Source organism: Actinomadura sp., assembly GCF_044508335.1.
GTDB lineage: Bacteria > Actinomycetota > Actinomycetes > Streptosporangiales > Streptosporangiaceae > Spirillospora.
This window is the reverse complement of record NZ_JBIQHY010000108.1, coordinates 1-23,609: the sequence shown is the minus strand read 5'-3', so window position 1 is coordinate 23,609 and position 23,609 is coordinate 1. Positions and strand designations below refer to the sequence as shown.

The following is a 23,609-nucleotide window of genomic DNA, read 5'->3' as shown; positions in this document are numbered from 1 at the left end:
TGGGAGCCGCCTGTCGGAATCGAACCGACGACCTATTCATTACGAGTGAATCGCTCTGCCGACTGAGCTAAGGCGGCGCGCCGTGCGGGGCACGGCGGGATGAAGTCTACCGGGTCCTCGGGGGTGGGTGTGCACCGGTTTTCAGCCGCACCTGGTCCCGTCCTTGGGCGGGTCTGTGGTGATCAGGTAGTCGTCGGTGGCCTTGGTGATGCAGGGGTCGCCCTGCAGGTAGGCGGTGTGGCCGTCGCCGTTGAAGGTGAGGAGCACGCCGCTGGAGAGCTGGGACGCGAGGTTCTGGGCCCACTTGTAGGGCGTGGCGGGGTCGCGGATGGTTCCGATGACCACGATGGGGGCGGCGCCCTTGGCGGTGAGGGGCTTCGGCTCCTCCTTGGTCTGGACGGGCCAGTAGACGCATGGGAGGCCGCCCCAGACGACGAACGGGCCGAAGCGGGGCGCGGCCTTCTCGGCTTGGTCCGCGTACTTCTTGTAGGCGGCGAGGTCCGGTGGGTTGGGCTTGTCGACGCAGTTGACGGCCATGTTGGCGTCGGTCTGGTTGCTGTAGGTGCCGTTGGGCTTGCGTTCGACCATCTCGTCCGCGAGGGCGAGGAGGATGGTGCCGTCGGAGTTCTGCATCGCCTGGGTCAGGGCCTGGCGCAGGACGGGCCAGTACTCCTTCACGTAGAGGGACCTGGCTATGCCCATCACGGCGAGGGATTCGGTGACCTTGCGGGAGTCGCGCGTGTTGCTGAGCGGCTTCTTGTCGGTCGCCGTGAGGAAGGACGAGATCCTGCCGATGACCGCGTCGGGGGTGCTTCCGAAGGGGCAGCTGCCTGCCTTGACGCAGTCGTCGGCGAACGCGCGTAGGGCGGTCTCGAAGCCCTTCGCCTGCTCGATCAGCAGTTCGGTCGAGGAGAGGCTGGGGTCGACGGCGCCGTCCAGGACGAGGGCGCGGACGTTCTTCGGGAACTGTTCCGCGTAGAAGGCGCCCAGGTAGGTGCCGTATGAGGCGCCGTAGTAGGTGAGTTTGCGGTCGCCCAGGGCCGCGCGGATGACGTCCATGTCGCGGGCGGCGTTCACGGTGCCGACGTAGGGCAGTTCGGAGCCGGCCTTGGTCTTGCAGCGTTCGGCGAAGTCCTCGCCCTCGGCGGCGAGGGTCTGCGTCTCCTTCTGGTCGTCCGGGGACGCGTCGGTGGCGAAGAACTCGTCGAGCTGGGGGCCGGTGTTGCAGCGGACGGGGTCGCTGGCGGCGACGCCGCGCGGGTCGAAGCCGACGATGTCGAAGCGGCGGCGCAGGTCGGCCCCGAAGGTCCGGGCCGCCTGGCGGACGAAGTCGACCCCGGAACCGCCGGGCCCGCCGGGATTGGTGAGCAGTGAGCCGATGCGGTCGGACTCGTCCTCGGCGGGGAGCCGGATCACGGAGATGCCGACCTTCTCGCCGGACGGTTCGGCGTAATCCAAGGGGACCTGGACGGTCGCGCACTGGAAGCCGTCGTCGCAGTCCTTCCAGGAGGGCTTCTGGTCGTAGAACGGCGCCAGCGCGGCCGGGACGGTCGATGACGACGTCGTGCCCTTGTCGCCGCCGTCGTTCCCGTCGCCGTCGCTGCATCCGGTGGTCATCGCCAGTGCGAGCACGGTCGCCACACTGATGAACCTCGCTGCCCGCACCTGGACCCCGTCTCGTCATAGCGGCACGTACGCCGCCGCCTACGCTACGTCGGCGCAGCGCGGGAGGCCACCACCGCGCCGGGGCGTGGGGTGGAGACGAGGCCCGTGTGGCGCCCGGAGTTGGACCCGGCGGACAATCCGCGCCCTCGGTTTTGTCACTGAGCTTCACACCGCTGGATGGGCCATCGTGCGATGGTGTGATGCCCGTCGCTTTGACGCCGGACGCCTTGAACATCCTCCCCCGGCTACGCGACCGTAGGTTACGCAAGCGTAAGTTAGCGCCCTCGGGGAGGCAACGTGACCACCGCAACGCGACGTCCGGGTGCGCGGATCGCGGCGGCCGCCCGGCTCCTCACGACACCGCTCCTGCCGGAGGACTACCTCGGCCTGGTCAACCCGCTGTGGTCGGCCACCGACCTGCGCGGACGCGTCGAGGCCGTCCGGCACGAGGCGCCCGCCGCGGCGACCCTGCTGATCAGGCCCGGCCGGGCCTGGCGGGGGCACCGGCCGGGCCAGTGGGTCCGGGTCGGCGTGGACATCGGCGGCGTCCGGTACTGGCGGACGTTCTCGCTGTCGTCCCCGCCCCGCCGGGACGGGCGGATCACCATCACGGTCAAGGCCGGACGGGACGGGTTCGTCTCCGCCCACCTCGTCAACGCGATACGCCCGGGGACGATCATCCGGCTGGCTCCGGCCGACGGCGAGTTCGTGCTGCCCTCGCCCGTCCCGGAGAAGCTGCTGTTCGTCACGGCGGGCAGCGGCATCACCCCGGTCATGGCCATGCTCCGCCACCTCACCGGCCCGGCGGACACGTCCGGCGCCGCGGCTCGCGGCGGCGCCCCCGACATCGTGGTCGTGCACTCGGACCGGACGGCCGGGGACGTGATCTTCGGGAACGAGCTGCGCGCGATGTCCGGGGTGCGGCTGCACGAGCGGCACACGTCCACCGAAGGCCGGTGCAAGCCGTCCGAACTACCCGGCATATGCCCCGACTGGGCGGAACGCGACACATGGGCCTGCGGTCCCGCCGGGATGCTCGACGATCTCACCGCGTTCTGGCGCGCCGAAGGGGCCGGGGAGCGGCTGCGCGTCGAGCGCTTCCAGACCGTCCTGCGGGGCGGCGGCGAGGGCGGGCGCGTCACGTTCACCAAGAGCGGCGTCGAGGTGGACGCCGACGGGAGCACGCCGCTCCTGGACGCCGGGGAGGGCGCCGGCGCGCTGCTGCCGAGCGGCTGCCGGATGGGCATCTGCTACAGCTGCGTCGGCCCGCTGCGCTCCGGCAAGGTCCGCGACCTGCGCACCGGCAGGGTGCACGGCGAGGAGGGCGAGATCGTCCAGACCTGCGTCTCGGCCGCCGCCGGCCCCGTCGAAATCGACCTGTGAGAGGGGACCCATGACCGACCGTCTGACCGCCGCGGACTACGACACCATCGCCGCCGAGCTGGACGCGCTGCGCGAAGAGATCATGTCGGATCTCGGCGAGCGCGACGCGGCCTACATCCACCGTGTGATCCGCTGGCAGCGCGGCCTGGAGATCGCCGCGCGGGCGCTGCTGATGGCGTCCTCGGTGCCGCCCGCCTGGGTCGCCGGGACCGCGACGCTCGCCGTCGCGAAGATCCTGGAGAACATGGAGATCGGGCACAACGTCATGCACGGCCAGTGGGACTGGATGCGCGACCCGAAGATCCACTCCACGACGTGGGAATGGGACAACGTCTCCCCGGCCGAGCAGTGGAAGCACTCGCACAACTTCGTCCACCACACGTACACGAACGTCCTCGGCAAGGACAACGACGTCGGCTACGGCATCCTGCGGATCGCGCCGGAGCAGAAGTGGAGCCCGGCCCACCTCGCGCAGCCGATCTACAACCTGCTGCTGGCGATGTTCTTCGAGTACGGCGTGGCGGTGCACGACCTGGAGATCGGCAAGGTCCTCGCCGGGAAGGCCGACGAGGAGGTCACCAAGGAGAAGCTGCGCCAGATCGGACGCAAGATCCGCCGTCAGTGGGGCAAGGACTACCTGGCGTTCCCGCTGCTCAGCGGCCCGCAGTTCGTCTCCACCCTCGCCGCGAACTTCACCGCGAACGTCGCCCGCAACATCTGGGCCCACATGATCATCTTCTGCGGGCACTTCCCCGGCGACGTCGACCTGTTCAAGAAGGACTGCCTGGACGGGGAGACGAAGGGCGAGTGGTACGTCCGGCAGCTGTGCGGCTCGGCGAACATCACGGGCGGTCCGCTGTTCCACCTGATGACGGGCAACCTGAGCCACCAGATCGAGCACCACCTGTTCCCCGACATGCCGAGCAACCGGTATGCGGAGATCGCACCGCGCATCCGCGAGCTGTGCAAGAAGTACGACCTGCCGTACCACACGGGCTCGCTCTCCCAGCAGGTCACCAGCACCTGGAAGAAGATCGTCCGGTACGCGCTGCCGGGCGGGAAGCCCGCCCCGAAGCGCCTCCCGAAGCCCGCCCCGAAGCGCGCCCCGAAGCCCGCCTGACCGCGCCGGTCAGCCGAGCGCCTGGGCGACGGGGAGGAAGAGGCGGGCCGGGTCGTTCGCGATCGGGGCGCCCCACTCCATGATCGTCGTGGTGAACGCCGGGCGGAGGCCGTGCTCCTCCGCCCAGGCGATGATCTCGGGATGCCGGTGGTCGATGTCGAGGCGGATCGGGCCTTCGGGGACGATCTCGTCCACCAGGGCGAGCGCGGTCTCCGCGTCCCGCGCGATGAGAGGGCCGACGACGAACCGGTCGTCGTTCCTCCACGCGCCGCCGTAGCCCGCGATGCCGCCCCCGTCGCGGACGACCCGCAGCGTCTCGCAGAAGAACGGCAGGCCGTCGACCAACTGTGACCGGTCGGCCCCGAACACCTCGGTGTCGAGCGCATGGACGGCCGGCATGTCCGCCGCCTCCACCGGCACGGACACACCTCGCCTGGACGGCCCGTCCGACGCACCTATATAAGTCGTGCACTGCCCGACGGCCTTGAACCCGAGACGCTCATATAGAGGACGTCCATACTCCGTGGCGGTCAGGCAGAAGCTCGCCGTGCCCGCGTTGTCCATCGCGTGGCGCATCAGCCGTCCGCCCAGGCCGCGCCGCTCGAACCGCTTGGCGACCAGCACCATGCTGATGGCCGCGACGTCCTGGCCGTACAGGGTCGACACCACCGTCCCGGCGAGTTCCCCGTCCCCGTCATCGACGCCGTAGACGTCCCCGACCGAGAACAGGAACCGCCACTTGCGGTCCTCCTGCCCCCACTCACGATCCGCGGCAAGCCGCTGACAGGCCGCGAGGTCACCAAGCCCCAGCAACCGCACTCCGCCGTCCACGCCCATGACGCTAGGAGCGCCCACCCCAGCCCACAAACGATTTAACCGGCCCCCACGGGCGCCGGCATCACCCGACCTGGTCACGACGCCTGCCGGGTGCGTCCCACCAGGGCCTCTGAACACCACTTCACCCGGCCCTGGAACAGGCGTGACCGATACGAGGTTTTCCGAACGTTCTCATGGGGCGGGCGGCGAAAGGAAGCGGTGAGAATTCGGTAATGACCGATGCGCAAGAGGAGACCGGGCCGCTCGCCGGCCGGACGGCGTGGGCCCGGAGCCTGCGGACGCCGCTGCGCGAGTTCCTGCGCACCGAGACCGGCGGCGCCGTGTTCCTGCTGGCCGCGACGCTCGCCGCGCTCGCCTGGGCGAACATCGACGCGTCCTCGTACGAGGGGCTGTGGGGGACGGACGCGTCGGTCCGGGTCGGCGACGCGGGCATCACGCGCGATCTGCGCGACTGGGTCAACGGCGGCCTGATGACGATCTTCTTCTTCGTCGTCGGGCTGGAGGCGCGCCGCGAGTTCGACATGGGCGAGCTGCGCGACCGGCGGCGGGTCGCGCTGCCGCTCGCCGCCGGGCTCGGCGGGATGATCGTGCCGGTCGCGATCTACCTGGCGCTGAACGCCGGGACGGGCACCGCGCACGGCTGGGGCATCGCGATGTCGACGGACACCGCGTTCGCGCTCGGCGTCCTCGCCCTGGTCGGCCGCGGCTTCCCGGACCGGCTCCGCGCCTACCTGCTCACCGCCGCCGTCGTGGACGACGTCGTGGCGCTCGCGGTGATCGGGATCTTCTACAGCGACGGCGTCCGGCTGCCGGCGCTGCTGACGGCCCTCGCCATCTTCGCGGCGATCGTGCTGATCCGCGCGGCCGGCATCCGCGCGTTCCCCGTCTACCTGCTGCTCGGCGTGGCGACGTGGGGGGCGCTGGAGTCGTCCGGCGTGGAGCCGATCGTCATCGGGCTGGCCATGGGGCTGCTCACGTACGCGCACCCCGCCGCCCGCAGCGACCTGGAACGCGCCACGGAGATCTTCCGGCTGTTCCGGGAGCAGCCCACCCCCGAGTACGCGCGCTCCGCGCAGACGGGGGTCGCCGCGGCGATCTCGCCGAACGAGCGGCTGCAGCTGGCGATCCACCCGTGGACGAGCTACGTGATCGTCCCGCTCTTCGCGCTCGCCAACGCCGGGATCGCCATCAGCGGCGACGTCCTCGGCCGCGCGTTCGCCTCCCCGGTGACGCTCGGCATCCTGATCGGGTACGTCGTCGGCAAACCCGTCGGGCTGCTCGGCTGCTCCTGGCTGGTCACGCGGTTCAGCCGGGGCCGCCTGCGACCGCCCGTCGGCTGGGCCGCGGTCGGGGGCGGCGGCACGATCGCCGGCATCGGCTTCACCGTGGCGCTGCTGATCGCGACCCTCACCTTCACGGGCCCCCGCCTCGAAGAGGCGAAGATCGGCATCCTGTCCGCCGCGCTGTGCGCCACGGCCGTCACGTGGGTCGTCGTCCGCGCGACCAAGCTGCTGCCGCCGAAGGCGAGGCTGCGCGCCCTGCTCGGCACGGCGGAGAGCATCGTCGACCTGGCCGCGCCGGTCGACCCGGAGCGCGACCACATCCGCGGCCCCGCCCGCGCGCCCGTCACCGTCGTCGAGTACGGCGACTTCGAATGCCCGTACTGCGGGCAGGCGGAGGAGGTCATCCGGGAGCTGCTCGCCGGGTACGGCGACGTCCGGTACGTGTGGCGGCACCTGCCGCTCACCGACGTCCACCCGCAGGCGCAGCTGGCGGCGCAGGCGTCGGAGGCCGCGGCGGCGCAGGGCGCCTTCTGGGAGATGCACGACCTGCTCCTCGCCCACCAGGACGAGCTGCAGCCCAGGGACCTAGTCCGCTACGCCGCCGAACTGGGCCTGGACGTCGACCGCTTCCGCGCCGACCTGCGCGCGCACAAGGGCGTCGACCAGATCGCCGAGGACGTCGACTCCGCCGACCTGAGCGGCGTCTCCGGCACCCCGACGTTCTTCGTCAACGGCCGCCGCCACCTCGGCGCCTACGACATCGAGGGCCTCACCGCGGCCGTCAAGACCGCCCGCAAGACCGCCGCTCTCCGCCCCTGACTCAGTCTCCGGGGTTGTACATGGCGTCGTGTTGTTGTCGCGGGGAGCAGACGGAGGCCGAGGGGCAGGAGCAGCGGCGGGAGCCCACCTTCACCGTCACGCGGTCGCCGGGGACGTTGTAGCCGATCACCTGGCCCTCGCCCTCGGGGGTGGACACGCGCGAGCCCAGGCGCGGGGCCTTCTCCTTGAACTCCATGTAGAGCGGGTGCTCGTACTTCAGGCAGCACATCAGGCGGCCGCAGGCGCCCGCGATGCGGAGGGGGTTGACGGGGAGGTCCTGCTCCTTCGCCATGCGGACGGAGACGGGCTCGAAGTCCTTGAGGAAGGTGGCGCAGCACAGGTCGCGCCCGCAGGGGCCGATGCCGCCCTGGAGGCGGGCCTCGTCGCGGGGCCCCACCTGGCGGAGCTCGACGCGGGCCTTGATGCCGCGGGCCAGGTCGCGGACGAGGGCGCGGAAGTCGACGCGGTGCGGGGCGGTGAAGTAGATCTTGAAGACGTTGTCGGCGTCGAGGTAGTCGACGCCGATGACCTTCATGGGCAGCTCGTGCTTGCGGATCAGGCGCTTGGCGATCGAGCGGCCCTCGGCGCGGCGGCGGCGGTTGGCCTCGTCGCGGGCGAGGTGCTCCTCGGTGGCGAGGCCGGCGCATTCGGGGAGGCCCTCGATGTCCTCCGACACCCACTGCGGAGCCCACACGCACTCGGCGACCTCGGGACCGGAGTCGGTGGGGACGAGGACCTTGTCGCCGACCTTCGGGGTGTGCGGTCCAGGGTCGAGGTAGTAGAGCCGGCCGTAACGGGTGAAGCTGACGGCCATCACCATGCCCACGGTTTCGCTCCGTTCGCCCGGTTTCTTGCGATCCACGTTAGCCGGGACGGCGCCGCGGTCACCAGGTCGCGTCGGCGAGGTCCTTCCCGGGGACGGTCGGCAGTCCGTTCGCGTACAGGTCGCCCGCGGTCGCCAGGACGGCGCCGCTGCCGTGGGCGGCGTCGAGGTCGGTGAGCGGGCCCGTCACCTTCTGGTGCCACAGGACCTTCCCCGGCTTGCCCGTGAGGCTGAAGGTCTGGACGGTCAGCTCAGAGCCGGCGACAGTGCCGACGACGGCCTGCTCGCCGTCCCGCGTCAGGACGGCGCTGGTGCCGCCCTCGGGCAGCGTCATGACGGCCTTGCTGAGCTTGAGGTCGCCGGCGGCGGCGCTGGTGTCGATGGTGCGGAGCTGGTGCTTGGCGGACCCCGCCGGCGTCCAGACGAAGGAGAGCGTGTCGCCGGCCCACGAGAGGCTGCCGACGCGGCCCTGGGCCTTGGTCGTCCATGTCTTGTGGGCGCCGCTGCTGAGGGTGAGGACGTCCACGCGGCCGCGCTTGCCCTTGTAGGTGACGTAGGCGAGGCGGTCGCCGGTGACGGCGATGTCCGACCAGGAGGTGGAGACGCCGGCGACGGTGGCCTTCGGGATGTCCTTCAGGTCCTGGGGGCGTCCGTCGTCGCCCAGATGCAGGCGCTGGAAGGCGACCTCGCCGTCGCCGTAGGACGCGACGATGTAGGAGCCGTCCTTCGCGGCGGCGACGCGGTGGAAGCGGCGGTCCTGCGGCGGGGCGACCGGCAGCCCCACGTCCGCGCCGGTGTGCACGTCGCGGACGATCAGCGCCGTGCCCGCGCCGGTGATCCCGACGGCGAACCGCGGGTCGGTCTGCTCGGCCTTCGCGGCCGGCTCGGCCGCGTGCTCCTCCTTCGCGGCGCGCTGGTGGCGGTGCACCACGTCCACGCCGCCGGCGACGAACAGCGCCGCGGTCGCGGCCACGGTGAGCGGGATCAGGCTCTTCCATGAGCCCAGCCGTGGTCTCCCCGGCTCCTCGCGCCTGCCCTCGTCCATGGGTACGCCCCGCACCTGCCTCTCCCGCTCCTGGGTCACCGCGTCGTTTCTATCTCATCTACATCGCTACAAAAACCCATGAAGCGGGAGTTACCACATCGACGCCGAGTCGCAAGCGTCACAGCGACACCGCGCGGGCCGCGCGGTGCGGGCACGTTCCACAACGATGTCGTCACGATACGCAACGCGGTGGCGCCGGAGTGTCGCGAACGGCGTTTCCGCTCAGCCGAGAGCGGCGCGGGCGGCGTCCACCAGGGACCCCCGGTAGGACGCCCCGAACAGCGCCACATGGACCAGAAGCGGATGCAGCTGGTGCAGCGGGACGCGGGACCGCCAGCCGTCCGCCAGCGGCGCCGCCTCGTCGTAGGCGGCCAGCACCGTGTCGAGGTGCGGCGTCCCGAAGAGGGCCATCATGGCCAGGTCGGTTTCGCGGTGGCCGCCGTGGGCGGCCGGGTCGATGAGCACGGCGCGCCCGTCCGTCCACAGGATGTTGCCCGACCACAGGTCGCCGTGGATCCGGGACGGCGGCTCCGGCGGCCCGGCCAGCTCCTCGACGTCCGCCATGACGCGCTCCACGAGCCGGACGTCGGACGGCGACAGGTGCCGCGCGCCGAGGCGCAGGAACGGTTCGAGGCGGCGCTCGGCGTACCAGCGCGGCCATCCGCGGCCGTCCGGCGTGTTGTCGAGCGGGAGGTCGGCGATGAAGCCGTCCCAGGGCGCGCCGTAGGCGTCCGGGCGGTTCCCGGTGTGCAGGGCGGCCAGCTCGCGGCCGAGGCGCTCGGCGGCCTCCCGGCTCGGTCCGGAGGACGGCAGCCACGGCAGGACGAGCATGCGGTCGTCCGCGGCGAGGACGTCCGGGACCGGCGTCCCGGGGCCGGCCTCGCCCAGCCAGCGCAGACCCGCCGCCTCGGCCGCGAACACGCCCGCCTGGTCGCCGGCCGCCTTCACGAACACCTCGCGGCCGTCGGCCAGGGACGCCCGGTGCAGCGTCCAGGAATGGCTGGAACCGAGGTCGCTGACGCTCGCGACATCCGTACCGAGGAGTTCCGTCAGCCGGTCGCGCACTCAGCGCTCCTTGAGCGCGGCGCGGATCTCCTCCAGCAGGCCCGGCATCGCCGCCTCCACCTGCTCGAGCACGAGGTCGAAGTCGGCGCGGCCGCCGTAGTACGGGTCGGGGACGTCGAGGTCGCCGTCGGCGTCCGGGTCGAACTCGCGCAGCAGCCTGATCCTGCCGCGTGCCTCCTCGTCCGGCGCCATCGAGCGCAGCGCCCGCAGGTGCCCCCGGTCCAGCGCCAGGATCAGGTCGTACCGGTCGAACCACGACGGGTCGAACTGCCGGGCGATGTGCGCCGACCGGTAGCCCGCCCGCCGCAGCGTCGCGATCGTCCGCTCGTCGGCGTCGTCGCCCACGTGCCAGCCGCCGGTGCCGGAGCTGTCGACCTCGACGTCCAGCCCCTCCTCCTCGACGTGGTGGCGAAGTACCCATTCGGCCATCGGGGAGCGGCAGATGTTGCCGGTGCAGACGAACGTGACGCGGTACGACATGCCCCCATCATGCCCGAGGCCGGCACCCTCCAACGATGAGCCCACCGCCGTCCTCGACACGCACGGCCCCGGGCAGAACACGACCCCCGGCCGGGTGGCCGGAGGTCGCGTCCTGGGGTGGGTCGGGCGATGAGGTCAGCGGTGGCTGACCGCGTTCAGCGCGTCCACGATGCCGTTGCCGAAGAAGCCGTTCTGCTCCTTCGTGCCCTCGCAGGTCTGCGTCGAGGTGTGCTTGCCCGTCGAGGTGTACCAGACGTACTCGACGGTCGGCGGGGTCGGGCACGGCTTCTCGGTCGCGGTGCCGCGAAGCACCTGCTCCACGAAGTTCGGGCTGAGCGTGAGGCCGCCGTGCCGGCGGTCCCGGTGCCCGTACTTGCTGATGATCAGCGCGGCGACGCCGACGGCGTGCGGCGAGGCCATCGAGGTGCCCTGGATCGACTGGTAGTACGCGCAGTCGTCGCCCTTGCAGCTGCGGATGATGTACGGCACGTTCGGCGTGCCGTCCGCGTTCAGCTCGCCGCGTGCCTTCGCGAGCCGCTCGGGGTAGGCCGCCCAGATGCCGGCCTTGTCGTCCGGGTGCTGGTCGGCGGTGTCGACCTTGTCGCCGCCGGGCGCCGCCACCGCGACGTACCCGTTGCCGAAGCTGCTGTAGTACGACTTGCGGGTGGACGGGCCGGTCGCCGAGATCGGGATGACGTGGTCGCCCTCGGACGGCATCGACACGCAGCTCGGCGGGATCGTCCGCTCGTACGGCTGCTCACCCGGCATGGACGGGAAGTCGGGGCTGCCGGTGTCCTCGTTCGTCTTGGTGTAGTCGACGAAGTCGTTGCCGGCCGCGGAGATCAGCGTGACGCCGCGGTCATGCGCGAAGTCCAGGGCGCGCTGCGTCGCCTTGATGATCGTGCGCTGTTCGAGCTGGTCCTCCGGGCTGTCGGCGGGGTTGTCGCCGCAGTTCCACAGCCACGGGTCCACATAGTAGCTCATGTTGACGACGTCGATGCCGTGCTTCGCCGCGTAGGTGAGGCCGTCGACGGTCGGCTGGAGGAAGAAGTAGCCGGAGTCCTGGCCGACGCGCAGGTTGACGATCGACACGTTCGGCGCGACGCCCGCCATGCCGAGGCCGTTGCGGGGCGAGGCGATCGTGGACGCGACGTGCGTGCCGTGGTCGTTGTCGTCCCAGTCGACGGGGTCGACGCACGACTTGAACTCGCAGGGGCCGTCGACCTCGTCGCCGTTGGCGTCCGTCGGGATGTCGTGGGTGAAGTTGCGGCTCAGCTTGCGGTTGAAGTTCGGCTTGATGTCGGGGTGGGAGCCGTCCACGCCCGTGTCGAGGATGCCGACCAGCACGCGCTTGTCGCCCGGCTCCTTCTTGTACGAGCCGTCCGCCGTCGCGTGGATCTGCTTCATGTCCCACTGCAGGTCGGCGAGCGGCTCCTCCTTCTTGGACGGGACGCCCGTGAGCGACACCGTGTTCTTGGTGCCGGTCATCTGCTCGACCTTCGCCGCGGCCTTCTTCTTCGCCTTCGGCGCCTCGCCGATGACCCGGTTGTGCGCGACGCCCTCCAGCGCCCGCTGCCGCATCACCGCGTGGACGAACTCGGGGTTGCCCGACCGGACGGTCGCGACGCCCACGTCGCGGTTCTCGTGGACGATCTTGCCGCCGGCCGCGCGGACAGCGCGGTGGGCCGAGCCGAGGGACACGTGCTCCTTGTAGAGGACGACGTACTCCGAAACCTCGCCCTTCGCCGGTTCCGGAGCCGCTGACGCTGGAGCCGCGAGAGCCGTCATGGTGGTGACGGCGCACGCGGCCGAAATCAAGGCTCGCCGCAAAGCTGACCTCCTGGCCGTGGGGGGAGCTAGCCCGGGGTTGTCGGGGGGTAAACCAGGCGAAGGTACGCGTGCGGCTGTTGAGAGTTGCGTACAGTTATGTAACGAAAAGGGAGATCTCTTGTAAGCCCGCATCAGCCGGTCCGCAGCGCCAGCGTCAGCGCCTCGACGGCCAGCAGCGGGTTGACGTTGGCCTCCAGCCGCTCCCGGCACGCCATGATCGCGTCGAGGCGCCTGAGGGTGGCCTCCGGCCGCCCGTTCCGCGCCGCCGCCCGCAGCTCCGGGCCCAGTTCGGCGTTCACCAGCTCGATGCCCGCCCCCAGCTGGATCGTCAGCACGTCCCGGTAGTAGGACGCGAGGTCGAGCAGCGTCCGGTCGAGCGCGTCGCGTTCCAGCCTCGTCGCACGGGACTTCTGCCTTGCCTCCAGCTCCTTCAGCGCCCCCGCCGTCCCCCTCGGCATCCGGCCCTTCGCGCTCTCCCCCAGGGCCTGCCGGAGCGCCGACGTCTCCGACTCGTTCAGCTCCTCGGTCTGCGCCTTCGCCTCCGCCTTCGCCGCCGCGACCAGCGCCTCGGCCGCCGCCACGGCCGGGCCCACCGACGTCAGCCTGCGCGGCACCGCGAGCACCTCCGCCCGCCTCCGCCGCGCCTCCGGGTCGGTCGCCAGCCGCCGCGCCCGGCTGATGTGCCCCTGCGCGGCCCGCGCCACGACCTCCGCGGTCTCCCGGTCGACCCCGTCCCGCAGGGCCAGGACCTCCGCGACCGACGCGACCGGCGGGGTGCGCAGCGTCACCTCCCGGCAGCGGGACCTGATCGTCACCAGCAGATCCTCCGGGGACGGGGTGCACAGCAGCCACACCGTCCGGGCCGGCGGCTCCTCGATCGCCTTCAGCAGCGCGTTCGCCGCCTGCTCCGTGGCCCGGTCCGCGTCCTCGAACAGGACGATCTGCCACCGCCCGCCGGTCGGGGCCGACGACGCGCGCAGCACCAGCGCGCGCGCCTCCTTCACCCCGTACGACAGGCCCTGCGGGCGGACGACCTCGACGTCCGCGTGCGTGCCCTGGAGGATCTGGTGGCAGGACGGGCAGTGCCCGCATCCGCGCGGGACCTCCTCGCACTGCAGCGCCGCCGCGAACGCCCGCGCGGCCGCCGACCGGCCCGCCCCGGGAGGCCCGGTGAACAGCCACGCGTGCGCCACCCCGCCCGTCCCCTCGGCGGCCGACGACAACTGCGCGACGACGGGCTCCTGCCCGACCAGGTCGTCCCACACGCTCATGCGGAAAGGCTAACCGGCTCCGCACGCGCCGCGGGACGGACTCCGGCCGCCCCGGGCGGTCAGAAGTCGCGGATGGCCGGGAAGGTGCTCGTGGCGTCCTCGGTGCCGGCCGGGACCGGGTCGGGCAGGATCGCGTGGATGCGGTACTGGATCTCCCGGGCCAGCTCGCTCTGCGGGCGGCTCGCGTCCAGGATCAGGTAGCGGTCCGGGTCGGCCTCGGCGAGGGCGCGGAACCCGGCGCGGACCCGCTCGTGGAAGTCCCGCGGCTCGGACTCGATGCGGTCGGCGGGGGCGGGCAGCCGGCGCAGCCCGGCCTCCGGCGGGATCTCCAGCAGGACGGTCAGGTCCGGGACGAGGCCGCCGGTCGCCCAGGCGTTGACGCGCGCGATGTCCTCGACGGGCTGCTGCCTCCCGAAGCCCTGGTAGGCGAGGGACGAGTCGACGTACCGGTCGCTGACGACGATCGCGCCGCGCTCCATCGCCGGCTTGATCACGTTGGCGACGTGGTCGGCGCGGTCCGCCGCGTACAGCAGGGTCTCGGCGCGGTCGGACAGGCCGGTCGTGTCGCGGTCGAGCAGCATCGCGCGCAGCCGCATGCCGATCTTGGTGGCGCCGGGCTCGTGCGTGGTGACCACGTCGTAGCCGTGGTCGCGGAGCCAGATCGCGGCGAGCCGGGCCTGGGTGGTCTTGCCCGCGCCCTCGCCGCCCTCGAACGCGATGAACACGCCGCGCTCGCGGTGGACGGGCTGGGGCGCGTCCGCGGCGGCCTCCCGCGGCGGCGTGTAGATCTCGCCGTGGACGGCGGCGCGCAGGTCGGGGACGAGCGGGACGCCGCGCCGGTCGTCCAGCCGCCGGTAGGCGAGCAGCCCGCAGACGAGGGTGACGACGGCCGCGATCAGCAGCGCCGCGCTGGAGCCGGTGAAGTCGTAGGCGCCGTCGCCGAGGTCGAGGCGGTGCGAGCCGAGCGCCCCCGCGGCCGGCGGGACGGCGATGACCGCGACCAGCGCGCCGACGAGCGCGACGGAGCTCAGGTAGGCGGTGGGGCGGGTGTCCTCCGGCGCCTCGGGGTCGGTGACCGCGGCCGTCGCCGTCGACCGGGCGGCCCCGGCGAACACCCCGAGGAACGCCGTCATGAACACGACGACGACCAGGTTCTGCACGAGGGCGAGCACCGCCAGCGCGAGCGCGGCGGCGACCACGGCGAGGCCGAGGAGCCGGCGGCGGCTGAACGGGACGAGGACGCGCGGGCCGAGGAACACCCCGAAGGCGAGCCCGAACGCCAGCCCGGCGAGGACGGTGCCGTAGCCCGCGTCGCCGCCGCCCAGCTCGCCGGTGCGGACGCGGGCGACCGCCGCGACCGCGGCCGCCGCGAGGGACGCCGCGGCGATCGCGAGGCCGGTGCCGCGCGCGGCGGCCGTCCCCGGGCCCTGGAACAGCACCTTCAGCGGCGCGGGCGCCGCGGGCGCCCCGGCGGCCGGGATGTCGCGGATCATGGCGACGGCGGCGGCGGAGACGGCGAAGACGCCGGCCGTCACGTACAGGGCGAGGTCGGCGCGGGAGCCGCGGCTCAGCGCCGCGTCCGCGACGAGGGCGACGACCGCGAACAGCACGGCGGCGGCCGGGGCCGGGCCGTAGACGACGCGGGTCGCGGTGCGCGCGGCGCGCGGCTCCTCGTCCGGGGACAGGGCGGGCAGGGACGCGCGCGCCGCCTCCACCCAGAGCAGGCTCAGGCAGGAGACGAGGAACGCGGCGGCGAGCGTCCAGGCGAGCATGCCCACGAGCGGCACGGTCACGACGACCACGAGCCGCAGCACGTCCGCGACGAGCAGCATGAGGCGGCGGTCGACGCGCGCCGCGAGCAGCCCGGCGAGCGGCCACAGCAGCACCGCCGGCAGCAGCATCAGCACCAGCGTGCCGCCGACCGCCTGCGCGCGGGCGGACAGGTCGTCGTCGCGGGTCAGCGCCGCGACCATGGCGGTCAGTGCGGGGACACTGAGCCACTGCGCGAGGCCCGCGAGCGACAGCGCGGTCCGGAGCCGCCGGAACGGCCCGCTCGACGAAAGTGACGAAGGTGACGAAACGCCCGGCGGCTGTGACGCTGCGGGGTGCGGCCGAGGTGCGCCCGTTCTGGTCATGTCGGTCAGGGTATCGGCGTGGATGTCCCTAGGAACCGGACTTTGCGGAGGTTCGGCGGCGGGTCGCGGTCTTCTTCTTCCCGCCGCCCGCGGCCACCTTCTCGCGACGCTCCGCGAGCAGCTCCGCGGCCCGCTGGATCGTGATCGACTCGACCTCGTCGCCCTTGCGGAGGCTCGCGTTCGTCTCGCCGTCCGTCACGTACGGGCCGAACCGCCCCTCCTTCACCACCACCGGCTTCTCGCTCACCGGGTCGGTGCCGAGCTCGCGCAGCGGCGCGGCGGCCGCGGCCCGGCGGCCGCGCTGCTTGGGCTGCGCGAACAGCTCCTTCGCCTGCTCCAGCGTGACGGTGAACAGCTCCTCCTCGGAGCCGAGCGACCGGCTGTCCGTGCCCTTCTTGATGTAGGGGCCGAACCGCCCGTTCTGCGCGGTCACCGGCTCGCCGTCCAGCTCCCCGAGCGTGCGCGGCAGCGACAGCAGCTTCAGCGCGTCGTCCAGCGTGATCGTGTCGAGCGACATCGACTTGAACAGCGAGCTCGTGCGCGGCTTGGGGGCGTCGGCCTTCTTCGCCCGCTTCTTCCCATCGGCGGGCGGGAGCGCCTCGGGCAGGATCTCGGTGACGTACGGGCCGAACCGCCCCGACTTCGCGACGATCTTGTGCCCGGTCTCCGGGTCGGTGCCCAGCTCGCGGTCGCCGGACGGCTGCGCGAACAGCTCCTCCGCCTTCTCCGCGGTCAGCTCGTCCGGCGCGATGTCGTCGGGGATGTTGACCCGCTCGCCGTTCCGGTCGAGGTACGAGCCGTACCGCCCGACGCGGACCACGATGTCGGTGCCCTTGATCGGGAACGAGCTGATGCCCTTGGCGTCGATGTCGCTGATGTCGCCGACCAGCTCCTTGAGGCCCTCCTCGCCGTTGTCGCCGAAGTAGAACCGGTTCAGCCAGGGGACGCGCTCGGCGTTGCCGCGGGCGATCTCGTCGAGACCGTCCTCCATGTGCGCGGTGAAGTCGTAGTCGACCAGGTTGCCGAAGTGCTGCTCCAGCAGGTTCACCACGGCGAACGCCAGGAACGACGGCACGAGCGCCGTGCCCTTCTTGAACACGTACTCGCGCGCCAGGATCGTCCCGATGATCGACGCGTACGTCGACGGCCGCCCGATCTCCCGCTCCTCCAGCTCCTTGACGAGGCTGGCCTCGGTGTAGCGGGCCGGCGGGCGGGTGGAGTGGCCCTCGGCGTCCACCGCGGCCGCGGTCAGCGGGTCGCCCTCCGCCAGGTTCGGCAGGCGCCGCTCCTGGTCGTCGCGGTCGGTGGACGGGTCGTCGGCGCTCTCGACGTACGCCTTCAGGAAGCCGTAGAACGTGATCGTCTTACCGGTCGCGCCGAACTCGGCCCGCTCGCCGCGCGTCGACAGCCCGGTCACCCGGACCGACACCGACTGGCCCAGCGCGTCCTTCATCTGGGACGCGATCGTCCGCTTCCAGATCAGCTCGTACAGCCGGAACTGGTCGCCGGACAGGCCCGTCTCGGCCGGGGTGCGGAAGGTGTCGCCGGCCGGGCGGATCGCCTCGTGCGCCTCCTGCGCGTTCTTGACCTTGGACGCGTAGACGCGCGGCTTGTCCGGGACGTACTCGCCGCCGAACAGCGCCGCCGCCTGCCGGCGCGCCGCCGTGATCGCCGTCTCCGACAGCGTGATCGAGTCGGTCCGCATGTAGGTGATGAAGCCGTTCTCGTACAGCTTCTGCGCGACCGACATCGTGTACTTCGCGGAGAAGTTCAGTTTGCGGCTGGCCTCCTGCTGGAGGGTCGTCGTCCGAAAGGGAGGGTACGGCCTCCGCGTGTACGGCTTCCGCTCGACGGACTTGACCTCGTACGGGCGGTCCCTGAGCCGCTCGGCCAGTTCCCGCGCCGCCGTCTCGTCCAGGTGCAGCGCGTCCTTGGTCTTCAGGGTGCCGTCGGAGGCGAAGTCGCGGCCCTGCGCGACGCGCTTGCCGTCCACGCTGATGAGCCCGGCCTTGAAGACCTTCGGCTCCTCGTCCTTGCCGGTGTCGAACCGGCCCTGGATGTCCCAGTAGTGGGCGGGGACGAACGCGATGCGCTCCCGCTCCCGCTCGACGACCAGGCGCGTCGCCACCGACTGCACGCGGCCCGCCGACAGCTTCGGCATGACCTTCTTCCACAGGACGGGGCTGACCTCGTACCCGTAGAGGCGGTCCAGGATGCGGCGCGTCTCCTGCGCGTCCACCAGCCGCAGGTTCAGCGAGCGCGGGTTCCGCGCCGCCTGCTGTATGGCGTCCTTGGTGATCTCGTTGAAGACCATCCGGTGCACGGGGACCTTCGGCTTCAGGACCTCCTGGAGGTGCCAGGCGATCGCCTCGCCCTCGCGGTCCTCGTCCGTCGCGAGGTACAGCTCGTCGGCCTCGGCGAGCAGCTTCTTCAGCTTCTGCACCTGCTGCCGCTTGTCGGAGTTGACGACGTACAGCGGCTCGAACTCGCGCTCCACGTTCACGCCGAGCTTCGCCCACGGCTCGCCCTTGTACTTGGCCGGCACCTCTGAGGCGCTCCCCGGGAGATCCCGGATGTGGCCGATACTGGACTCCACGATGTAGCCGCGGCCCAGGTACCCCGCGATCGTCTTCGCCTTCGCGGGCGATTCGACGATCACCAGGCGCGTACCCGCGCCGTTGCCCTTCGCGGTGCCGTTCTTGGCTGGCACAGTCGCTCCAACCTCGCTGTCTCGATCCTCTTACACAGGCTCTTTCTTACCGGCTTCGTACAACGTCGCAGGACGGCGCGTTCATGCCCGCGCACTCCTCGACCATCGTGCCGCCCCTTCGGAAGACGGGATTCTCACCGCCCCGCGCCCCAGACAGGATGACATGCCGCCGGACGCGGCGCGGACCGGGTCGCCACGGTAGGTGCCGGACGCACGGTAGACCAAGTAATAATGGTCGCGATGGCGGAGTACACCTACCTCGTCCTGTCACTGCCTCGCGGCACCACGCGTGATACCGCCCGGCAGATCTTGACCGAGCACGCGGAACGCGGCGGCTGGGAAATCGATCGGTTGCGCCTCTACCCCGACGGCCGCCGCCGTATTCAGCTTCGCCGCAAGGTCATCCGCGCCGTCCGCACGTTCTGACCGTTCCCGGGCCGGAGCGTAGCACCCCGTTGACATGCCGTGGCACGGCTTCGCCCGCCCCGGACCGCGCCTCCGGGACGGGCGAAGATCTATATGCGCCGGCTTCGCACCGGCGGGCGGGGCTAGCGGCGCCCGCCCAGCCGGACCCGGCGCGCCAGCGCGAGCCCCCCGGCCAGGACGCCCAGCATCCCGCTCGCGCCCAGCGCCCACAGGGATCCGCCGCGGCCTCCGTCCGGCACGACCTCCTCGGACGCGACGTTCCGGACGGCCCCGAGCTCGCCCGTCACCGGGACGATCTGCTCGCCCGCGACCGGCGCGCCGGGCACGGCGGCCCCGTGCAGCGCGTCGAGCGCCTGCCGGCCGATCGCCTTGCGCACGACGCCGCCGTCCGGCAGCGCCCGCGTGTCGAGCACCGAAACCGCGACCGGCGAGCCGTTCCGCCGGCTCAGCGTGTCGTCCGGAACGCCGGGCACCCCCTGCACCGCCGGGACCCGCACCAGCTCGTTCAGGCCGCCGCTCCCCTTGGTGACCCCCTGGACCGACGGCACCGCGGTCTTCGGGAGGGCGGCGCCCGTGCCGGGCAGGCCGTCCGCGGAAACGCCGCCGATCTTGGGCAGCGCGTTCTTCGAGACGAGGCCGCCCGCGCCGGGGAGCCCGCCCTGCGCGCGGCGGTTCGCCGCCGGCAGGTTCAGCGCCTGCGACAGGCCGTCCGTGCGCACCAGGTCGCTCACCGGCGACGAGCCGTCCAGCTTGGGCAGCGCGACCGTCCCCTTGGCGAGCGCCTGCACCGGGGACACCGCGCTCAGCGGGACGAGGCTCTTCGTGGAGGGCAGGTCCTTCTTGCCGCGCCGGGCGCCCGCCGCCGGCAGCCCGGGGCGGCCGGCCGTCTGGGACAGGCCGCCCTGCAGGTTCACCGGCATCAGCAGCTCGCGCAGGCCACCGGTCGAGGAGACGTCGCCCGGCAGGCCGTTCTCGGGGAGGACGCCGTCCGCGGAGGGGAGGCCGGCCCGCGTGTGGCGGGCGGTCGCCGCCGGGACGCCCGGCAGCTCGGGCAGGCCGTCCGTCGCGGGCGTGCCGGTCGCGACCTCGGGGAGCTTGGAGGCGGTCCCGGTGGTGCGGGAGTACGGGTGGTAGCCGCCGTAGCCGGGGCCGCCCTCGCACAGGCCGGAGGCCACGCCGACGACCGAGGCGGCGTTGCCGCAGGCTTCGGCGGGGGCCTGGACCGGGGCGTGCGACTGGTTCCCGCCGCCGACGCCGTGGGCACCGGACGTCTGCGCGCCCGAGCCGTGCGAGCCCTCGACGAGTGTCTGCCCGTTGCAGCTCGCCGCCGCCGTCCCCACGGCGGCCGCGGCGTCGCCGCAGACCTCGACGGGGATGGAGATCGGTGCGTTGCCCTGGTTCCCGGCGATGATCCCGTGCGCCCCGGACGTCCGCTGGTCGCCGCCGGAGCTGCTGCGCGCGTGCGCGCCGCCCTCGCAGAACGCCCACGCGCGCCCGGCGAGGCCCGCCGCGTCGCCGCAGGCGGTCACCGGGGCGCTGACGGGGGCGTTCGCCTGGTTGCCCGCGATGATCCCGAAGGCGCCGTCGGTGATCTGCCGTCCCGTCCGGTGCCCGCCGTTGCGGACGGACGCGCCGCCCTCGCAGGACGCCGCGCCGTTGCCCACCGCGTTGCCGCAGAGGTCCACCGGCACGCTGATCGGGACGTCGGCCTGGTTGCCGGCGCCGATGCCGAAGACGCCGGACGTCCGCTGCCCGGACCCGGTGTTCCCGCCGTTCTTGACGAGGGAGCCGCCCTCGCAGCCGGCCACCGCGTCCCCGGCGACCGCGACGGCGTTGCCGCACACGTCGACCGGGATGGAGATCGGCGCGTTCACCTGGTTGCCGGCGAGCACGCCGCCCGTCCCGTCGGTGACCTGGCCGCCCTTGCCGCTGCCGTTGACCTTGGCGCCGCCGGCGCAGCCCGCGTCCGCCCGGCCGAGGACACCGGCGCCGTTGCCGCAGACGTTCACCGGCAGCGAGATCGGGGCGTTGACCTGGTTCCCGGACGCGATGCCGTGCGCGCCGGACGTCTTCTGCCCGCTCCCGCCGCTCTCGTGGACCTTGACGCCGCCGCGGGACGTGCCGCGGCCGGTGCCGAGCAGGGCGGCGCCGTTGCCGCTCACGTCGAGCGGCGCGGAGATCGGCACGTCGATCTGGTTGCCGCTGAGGACTCCGCCGCTGCCGTTCGTGACGTCGGCGAAGGCGTTGGCCGGGACGGCGGTGACACCGAGGGCGACAAAGCCCGCGGCGAGCACCGCGGCACGGGAGATGCCTCTTGAGCGCGTTCGCATGATGCTCCGTTCGGGGAGAGATGGTGGAGACGCACGTGTCCCGTGGGTCTCGTGGGGATGGATGCCGCGCCGGGGGCGCGGCGGATGACCGGATCGGCGCGCCCGAGCCGCACGGGCACGCGTCCGGAGCCTGTGGGCGGGAGCTAGTCGGGCGCGAAGGACGGCTCGTCCGCGGCGGTGCGGACGGCCGGGGGAACCGCGCCGGGGGTGCACGCGGGCATGGCGCGCGGCGGGGCCGGGACGGCCCGGATCGCGGTGGCGGGGAAGCCGGCGGTCATGCCGCTCGGGGCGCAGCCGCCGGAGGGGCGGTCACCGCCCTGCTGCTGCGGTGCGGGCAGGGAGGGATGCCTGACGGCTTGGTGCCCGCCGTCCCCGGCCTCAGCCCGCGGCCGGGAAGGTTCAGAGATGCGCGCCGGGGATGCCTTCGAAACGCGCGAGACACCGGGACCATGGACTCGCCGCACCGGAGAGCCGGTCACGCGGGGCATGGCCTCCGCCGCGGGCGGCTCGTGCCGGGACGGCGACACCGCCTTCGGCACCTCGACCGCCCGGGGGAGCTGCGCCTCGCCGGCCACCGCTTTCACGACCCGGTGCACCGGCTGCCGCTGCTGGACGGTCGCGATCGCCTGGCCCAGCACGGGCGTCCGCGCGACGACCTGGGCGGGCGCGGGCATCTCGTCGGCGTGCGCGGACTGGGCCGCGCATCCGAGGAGCCACGCCCCGATCAGCAGCCCGGCGAGGACGAGCAGCCGCCGGACGGCCCGCCCGGCGGCGGCGCGGCGCAGCCGGACGGAGACCGCCCCGAGCTGTGCCGCGCCGCCAGACACCAGACAACCTCCGTTGCGACCGGATCGTCCTCAACGAAAGGTAACGGTAGCACCACGGAGCGCATTGGAGAGGGCAAATTCAGGAGCGGTCGAGGAATTTGTCGAGGACCCTGACGCCGAAGCGCAGCCCGTCCACCGGGACGCGCTCGTCGATTCCATGGAACATTCCGGAAAAGTCCAACTCTGGGGGCAATTTGAGGGGCGCGAAGCCGAAGCAGCGCATTCCGAGCCGCGCGAACGACTTGGCGTCCGTCCCGCCGCTGAGGCAGTACGGCACCGGCAGCGCACCCGGATCCTCCGAGGTCAGCGCCGCCTCCATCGCCGCGACGAGCGCCCCCTCGTAGTCGGTCTCCACCGCGTGGTCATGGTGGACGAAATCGCGCTGGACGTCCGGGCCGAGAAGTTCGTCCACTACCGCGAAGAACTCCGCCTCATATCCGGGAAGGAACCGTCCGTCCACCTGAGCGGTGGCGGTCTGCGGAATCACATTCGTCTTGTAACCGGCGTCCAGCCGCGTCGGATTGAGCGTGTTCCGCAGCGTCGCCCCGATCATCCGCGCCAGCGGCCCGATCTCCTCAAGGCACTTTTCCGGACGTTCCGGGTCGAATTCCACCCCGTACGCCATGCAGGCCCGCTCCAGGAAGGCCCGCACCGACTTCGTCAGCCGCACCGGGAACTCGTACGTCCCCAGCCTCTCGACGGCCCCCGCCAGCGCGGTGACCGCGTTGTCCGGATGCACCATCGACCCGTGCCCGGCCGTCCCTACAGCGGTCAGGTTCATCCACGCGATGCCCTTCTCCGCCGTCTCGATCAGGTACATGCGCCGGTCACCGGGCACCGTCAGGCTGAACCCGCCGACCTCCCCCACGGCCTCGGTGCATCCCTCGAACAGCTCCGGATGCTCCCGCACCAGCCACTGCGCGCCCCACTTGCCCCCGGCCTCCTCGTCGGCAAGAAACGCGAGCACCACGTCCCTGGGGGGCTTGCGCCCCTCCCGCAGCCGCTGCCGCACCACCGCGAGGATCATCGCGTCCATGTCCTTCATGTCCACGGCGCCGCGGCCCCAGACGCAGCCGTCCGCGATCTCCCCGCCGAACGGGTCCCGCGTCCAGTCCTCCTTGCGCGCCGGCACGACGTCGAGGTGCCCGTGCAGCAGCAGCGCGTCCCGCCCAGGGTCCTCGCCCTCGATCCGCGCCACGAGGCTGGCCCGCCCCGGATGCGACTCCAAGATCCGCGACTCCAGCCCGACCTCGTCGAGCCGCTCCGCGACGTACTCCGCCGCCGCCCGCTCCCCCGGCCCGGAGTGGTCCCCGGGGTTGCTGGTGTCGATCCGGATGAGCTCCTGGCAGAGCCGGACGACCTCGTCCTCAGCGGTCGGCTGCCGATCCACAGTGATCACCTCGCGTCCTCGCGTACCGTCCCATGGTGCCCCGACGATCGACTTCGCCGCGACTCGTCTCCTTTGGTACAGTGAAGCCCGCCGCAGCCACGCTGCGGCCTGCGACCAGGTCCGGGTGGCGGAATAGGCAGACGCGCTAGCTTGAGGTGCTAGTGCCCTTC

At 72.3% G+C, this 23,609-nt stretch carries 17 protein-coding genes and 1 tRNA gene; 4 read left to right on the top strand and 14 right to left on the bottom strand.

All coding sequences use genetic code 11. The features are described from left to right. Positions 1–4 precede the first annotated feature (4 nt). Both ACIWVC_RS27525 and ACIWVC_RS27520 read right to left on the bottom strand, forming a co-directional pair. Positions 5–77, bottom strand: a tRNA-Thr gene (locus tag ACIWVC_RS27525). A gap of 64 nt (positions 78–141) precedes the next feature. Then, positions 142–1,641 (bottom strand): alpha/beta hydrolase, encoded by a 1,500-nt coding sequence (locus ACIWVC_RS27520; protein ID WP_396454770.1) that lies wholly within the window; start codon positions 1,639–1,641, stop codon positions 142–144. Positions 1,642–1,962: 321 nt separating this feature from the next. Here ACIWVC_RS27520 and ACIWVC_RS27515 point away from each other — a divergent pair, with 321 nt between their 5' ends. Continuing rightward, the gene (locus ACIWVC_RS27515; protein ID WP_396450480.1) at positions 1,963–3,048 is read left to right on the top strand and encodes a ferredoxin reductase; all 1,086 of its coding nucleotides are present in this window, start codon (positions 1,963–1,965) and stop codon (positions 3,046–3,048) included. Between the two features lie 10 nt (positions 3,049–3,058). Further along, positions 3,059–4,168: a fatty acid desaturase family protein gene (locus tag ACIWVC_RS27510; protein WP_396450478.1), complete on the top strand. Its 1,110-nt coding sequence runs from the start codon at positions 3,059–3,061 to the stop codon at positions 4,166–4,168. A gap of 9 nt (positions 4,169–4,177) precedes the next feature. Here the strand turns inward: ACIWVC_RS27510 and ACIWVC_RS27505 are convergent, their stop codons facing one another. Further along, positions 4,178–4,999, bottom strand: a complete 822-nt coding sequence (locus ACIWVC_RS27505; RefSeq protein WP_396454769.1) for a GNAT family N-acetyltransferase — start codon at positions 4,997–4,999, stop codon at positions 4,178–4,180. 218 nt (positions 5,000–5,217) lie between these two features. On the opposite strand from ACIWVC_RS27505, the gene nhaA reads away from it, so the two are divergent. Next, positions 5,218–7,107, top strand: a complete 1,890-nt coding sequence (nhaA, locus tag ACIWVC_RS27500; protein WP_396454768.1) for a Na+/H+ antiporter NhaA — start codon at positions 5,218–5,220, stop codon at positions 7,105–7,107. Between the two features lies 1 nt (position 7,108). On the opposite strand, the gene ACIWVC_RS27495 is transcribed toward nhaA, so the two are convergent. The 8 genes from ACIWVC_RS27495 to topA all read right to left on the bottom strand — a co-directional run bounded on the left by ACIWVC_RS27495 (position 7,109) and on the right by topA (position 18,466). Then, on the bottom strand, positions 7,109–7,927 hold the full coding sequence (locus ACIWVC_RS27495; protein ID WP_396454771.1) for a stage 0 sporulation family protein: 819 nt from the start codon (positions 7,925–7,927) through the stop codon (positions 7,109–7,111). Between the two features lie 64 nt (positions 7,928–7,991). After that, positions 7,992–9,014 (bottom strand): hypothetical protein, encoded by a 1,023-nt coding sequence (locus tag ACIWVC_RS27490; RefSeq protein ID WP_396450473.1) that lies wholly within the window; start codon positions 9,012–9,014, stop codon positions 7,992–7,994. Between the two features lie 183 nt (positions 9,015–9,197). Continuing rightward, positions 9,198–10,040: a fructosamine kinase family protein gene (locus ACIWVC_RS27485; protein WP_396454767.1), complete on the bottom strand. Its 843-nt coding sequence runs from the start codon at positions 10,038–10,040 to the stop codon at positions 9,198–9,200. Next, on the bottom strand, positions 10,041–10,520 hold the full coding sequence (locus ACIWVC_RS27480; protein WP_396450470.1) for a low molecular weight protein-tyrosine-phosphatase: 480 nt from the start codon (positions 10,518–10,520) through the stop codon (positions 10,041–10,043). A 135-nt stretch (positions 10,521–10,655) separates the two neighbouring features. Then, the gene (locus ACIWVC_RS27475) at positions 10,656–12,308 is read right to left on the bottom strand and encodes a S8 family peptidase (protein ID WP_396450469.1); all 1,653 of its coding nucleotides are present in this window, start codon (positions 12,306–12,308) and stop codon (positions 10,656–10,658) included. A gap of 173 nt (positions 12,309–12,481) precedes the next feature. Beyond that, positions 12,482–13,621 (bottom strand): DNA polymerase III subunit delta', encoded by a 1,140-nt coding sequence (locus ACIWVC_RS27470; protein ID WP_396454766.1) that lies wholly within the window; start codon positions 13,619–13,621, stop codon positions 12,482–12,484. 59 nt (positions 13,622–13,680) lie between these two features. Further along, positions 13,681–15,594, bottom strand: coding sequence for a dTMP kinase (tmk, locus tag ACIWVC_RS27465; RefSeq protein ID WP_396454765.1), 1,914 nt, complete (start codon positions 15,592–15,594; stop codon positions 13,681–13,683). Between the two features lie 190 nt (positions 15,595–15,784). Further along, positions 15,785–18,466: a type I DNA topoisomerase gene (gene topA, locus ACIWVC_RS27460; RefSeq protein WP_396454764.1), complete on the bottom strand. Its 2,682-nt coding sequence runs from the start codon at positions 18,464–18,466 to the stop codon at positions 15,785–15,787. Between the two features lie 240 nt (positions 18,467–18,706). On the opposite strand from topA, the gene ACIWVC_RS27455 reads away from it, so the two are divergent. Beyond that, positions 18,707–18,892: a DUF5703 family protein gene (locus ACIWVC_RS27455; protein ID WP_021596264.1), complete on the top strand. Its 186-nt coding sequence runs from the start codon at positions 18,707–18,709 to the stop codon at positions 18,890–18,892. Positions 18,893–19,014: 122 nt separating this feature from the next. Here ACIWVC_RS27455 and ACIWVC_RS27450 read toward each other — a convergent pair whose 3' ends face one another. The 3 genes from ACIWVC_RS27450 to ACIWVC_RS27440 form a co-directional block, all read right to left on the bottom strand. Beyond that, complete coding sequence (locus ACIWVC_RS27450) at positions 19,015–21,222, bottom strand: chaplin family protein (protein WP_396454763.1); 2,208 nt, start codon at positions 21,220–21,222, stop codon at positions 19,015–19,017. Positions 21,223–21,365: 143 nt separating this feature from the next. Then, a complete protein-coding gene (locus ACIWVC_RS27445) occupies positions 21,366–22,049 on the bottom strand; it encodes a hypothetical protein (RefSeq protein WP_396450460.1) in 684 nt (227 codons plus the stop codon). 79 nt (positions 22,050–22,128) lie between these two features. Next, positions 22,129–23,448 (bottom strand): M20/M25/M40 family metallo-hydrolase, encoded by a 1,320-nt coding sequence (locus ACIWVC_RS27440; RefSeq protein WP_396450458.1) that lies wholly within the window; start codon positions 23,446–23,448, stop codon positions 22,129–22,131. Positions 23,449–23,609 lie beyond the last annotated feature (161 nt).

Bases quoted from the DNA above. Each gene is read 5' to 3' on its own strand.
- ACIWVC_RS27480 (WP_396450470.1), bottom strand. From the start codon at position 10,520: ATGTCGTACCGCGTCACGTTCGTCTGCACCGGCAACATCTGCCGCTCC.
- ACIWVC_RS27455 (WP_021596264.1), top strand. From the start codon at position 18,707: ATGGCGGAGTACACCTACCTCGTCCTGTCACTGCCTCGCGGCACCACG.
- ACIWVC_RS27510 (WP_396450478.1), top strand. From the start codon at position 3,059: ATGACCGACCGTCTGACCGCCGCGGACTACGACACCATCGCCGCCGAG.
- nhaA (WP_396454768.1), top strand. From the start codon at position 5,218: ATGACCGATGCGCAAGAGGAGACCGGGCCGCTCGCCGGCCGGACGGCG.
- ACIWVC_RS27470 (WP_396454766.1), bottom strand. From the start codon at position 13,621: ATGAGCGTGTGGGACGACCTGGTCGGGCAGGAGCCCGTCGTCGCGCAG.
- ACIWVC_RS27475 (WP_396450469.1), bottom strand. From the start codon at position 12,308: ATGACGGCTCTCGCGGCTCCAGCGTCAGCGGCTCCGGAACCGGCGAAG.
- ACIWVC_RS27450 (WP_396454763.1), bottom strand. From the start codon at position 21,222: ATGCGAACGCGCTCAAGAGGCATCTCCCGTGCCGCGGTGCTCGCCGCG.
- ACIWVC_RS27495 (WP_396454771.1), bottom strand. From the start codon at position 7,927: ATGGTGATGGCCGTCAGCTTCACCCGTTACGGCCGGCTCTACTACCTC.
- tmk (WP_396454765.1), bottom strand. From the start codon at position 15,594: ATGGTCGCGGCGCTGACCCGCGACGACGACCTGTCCGCCCGCGCGCAG.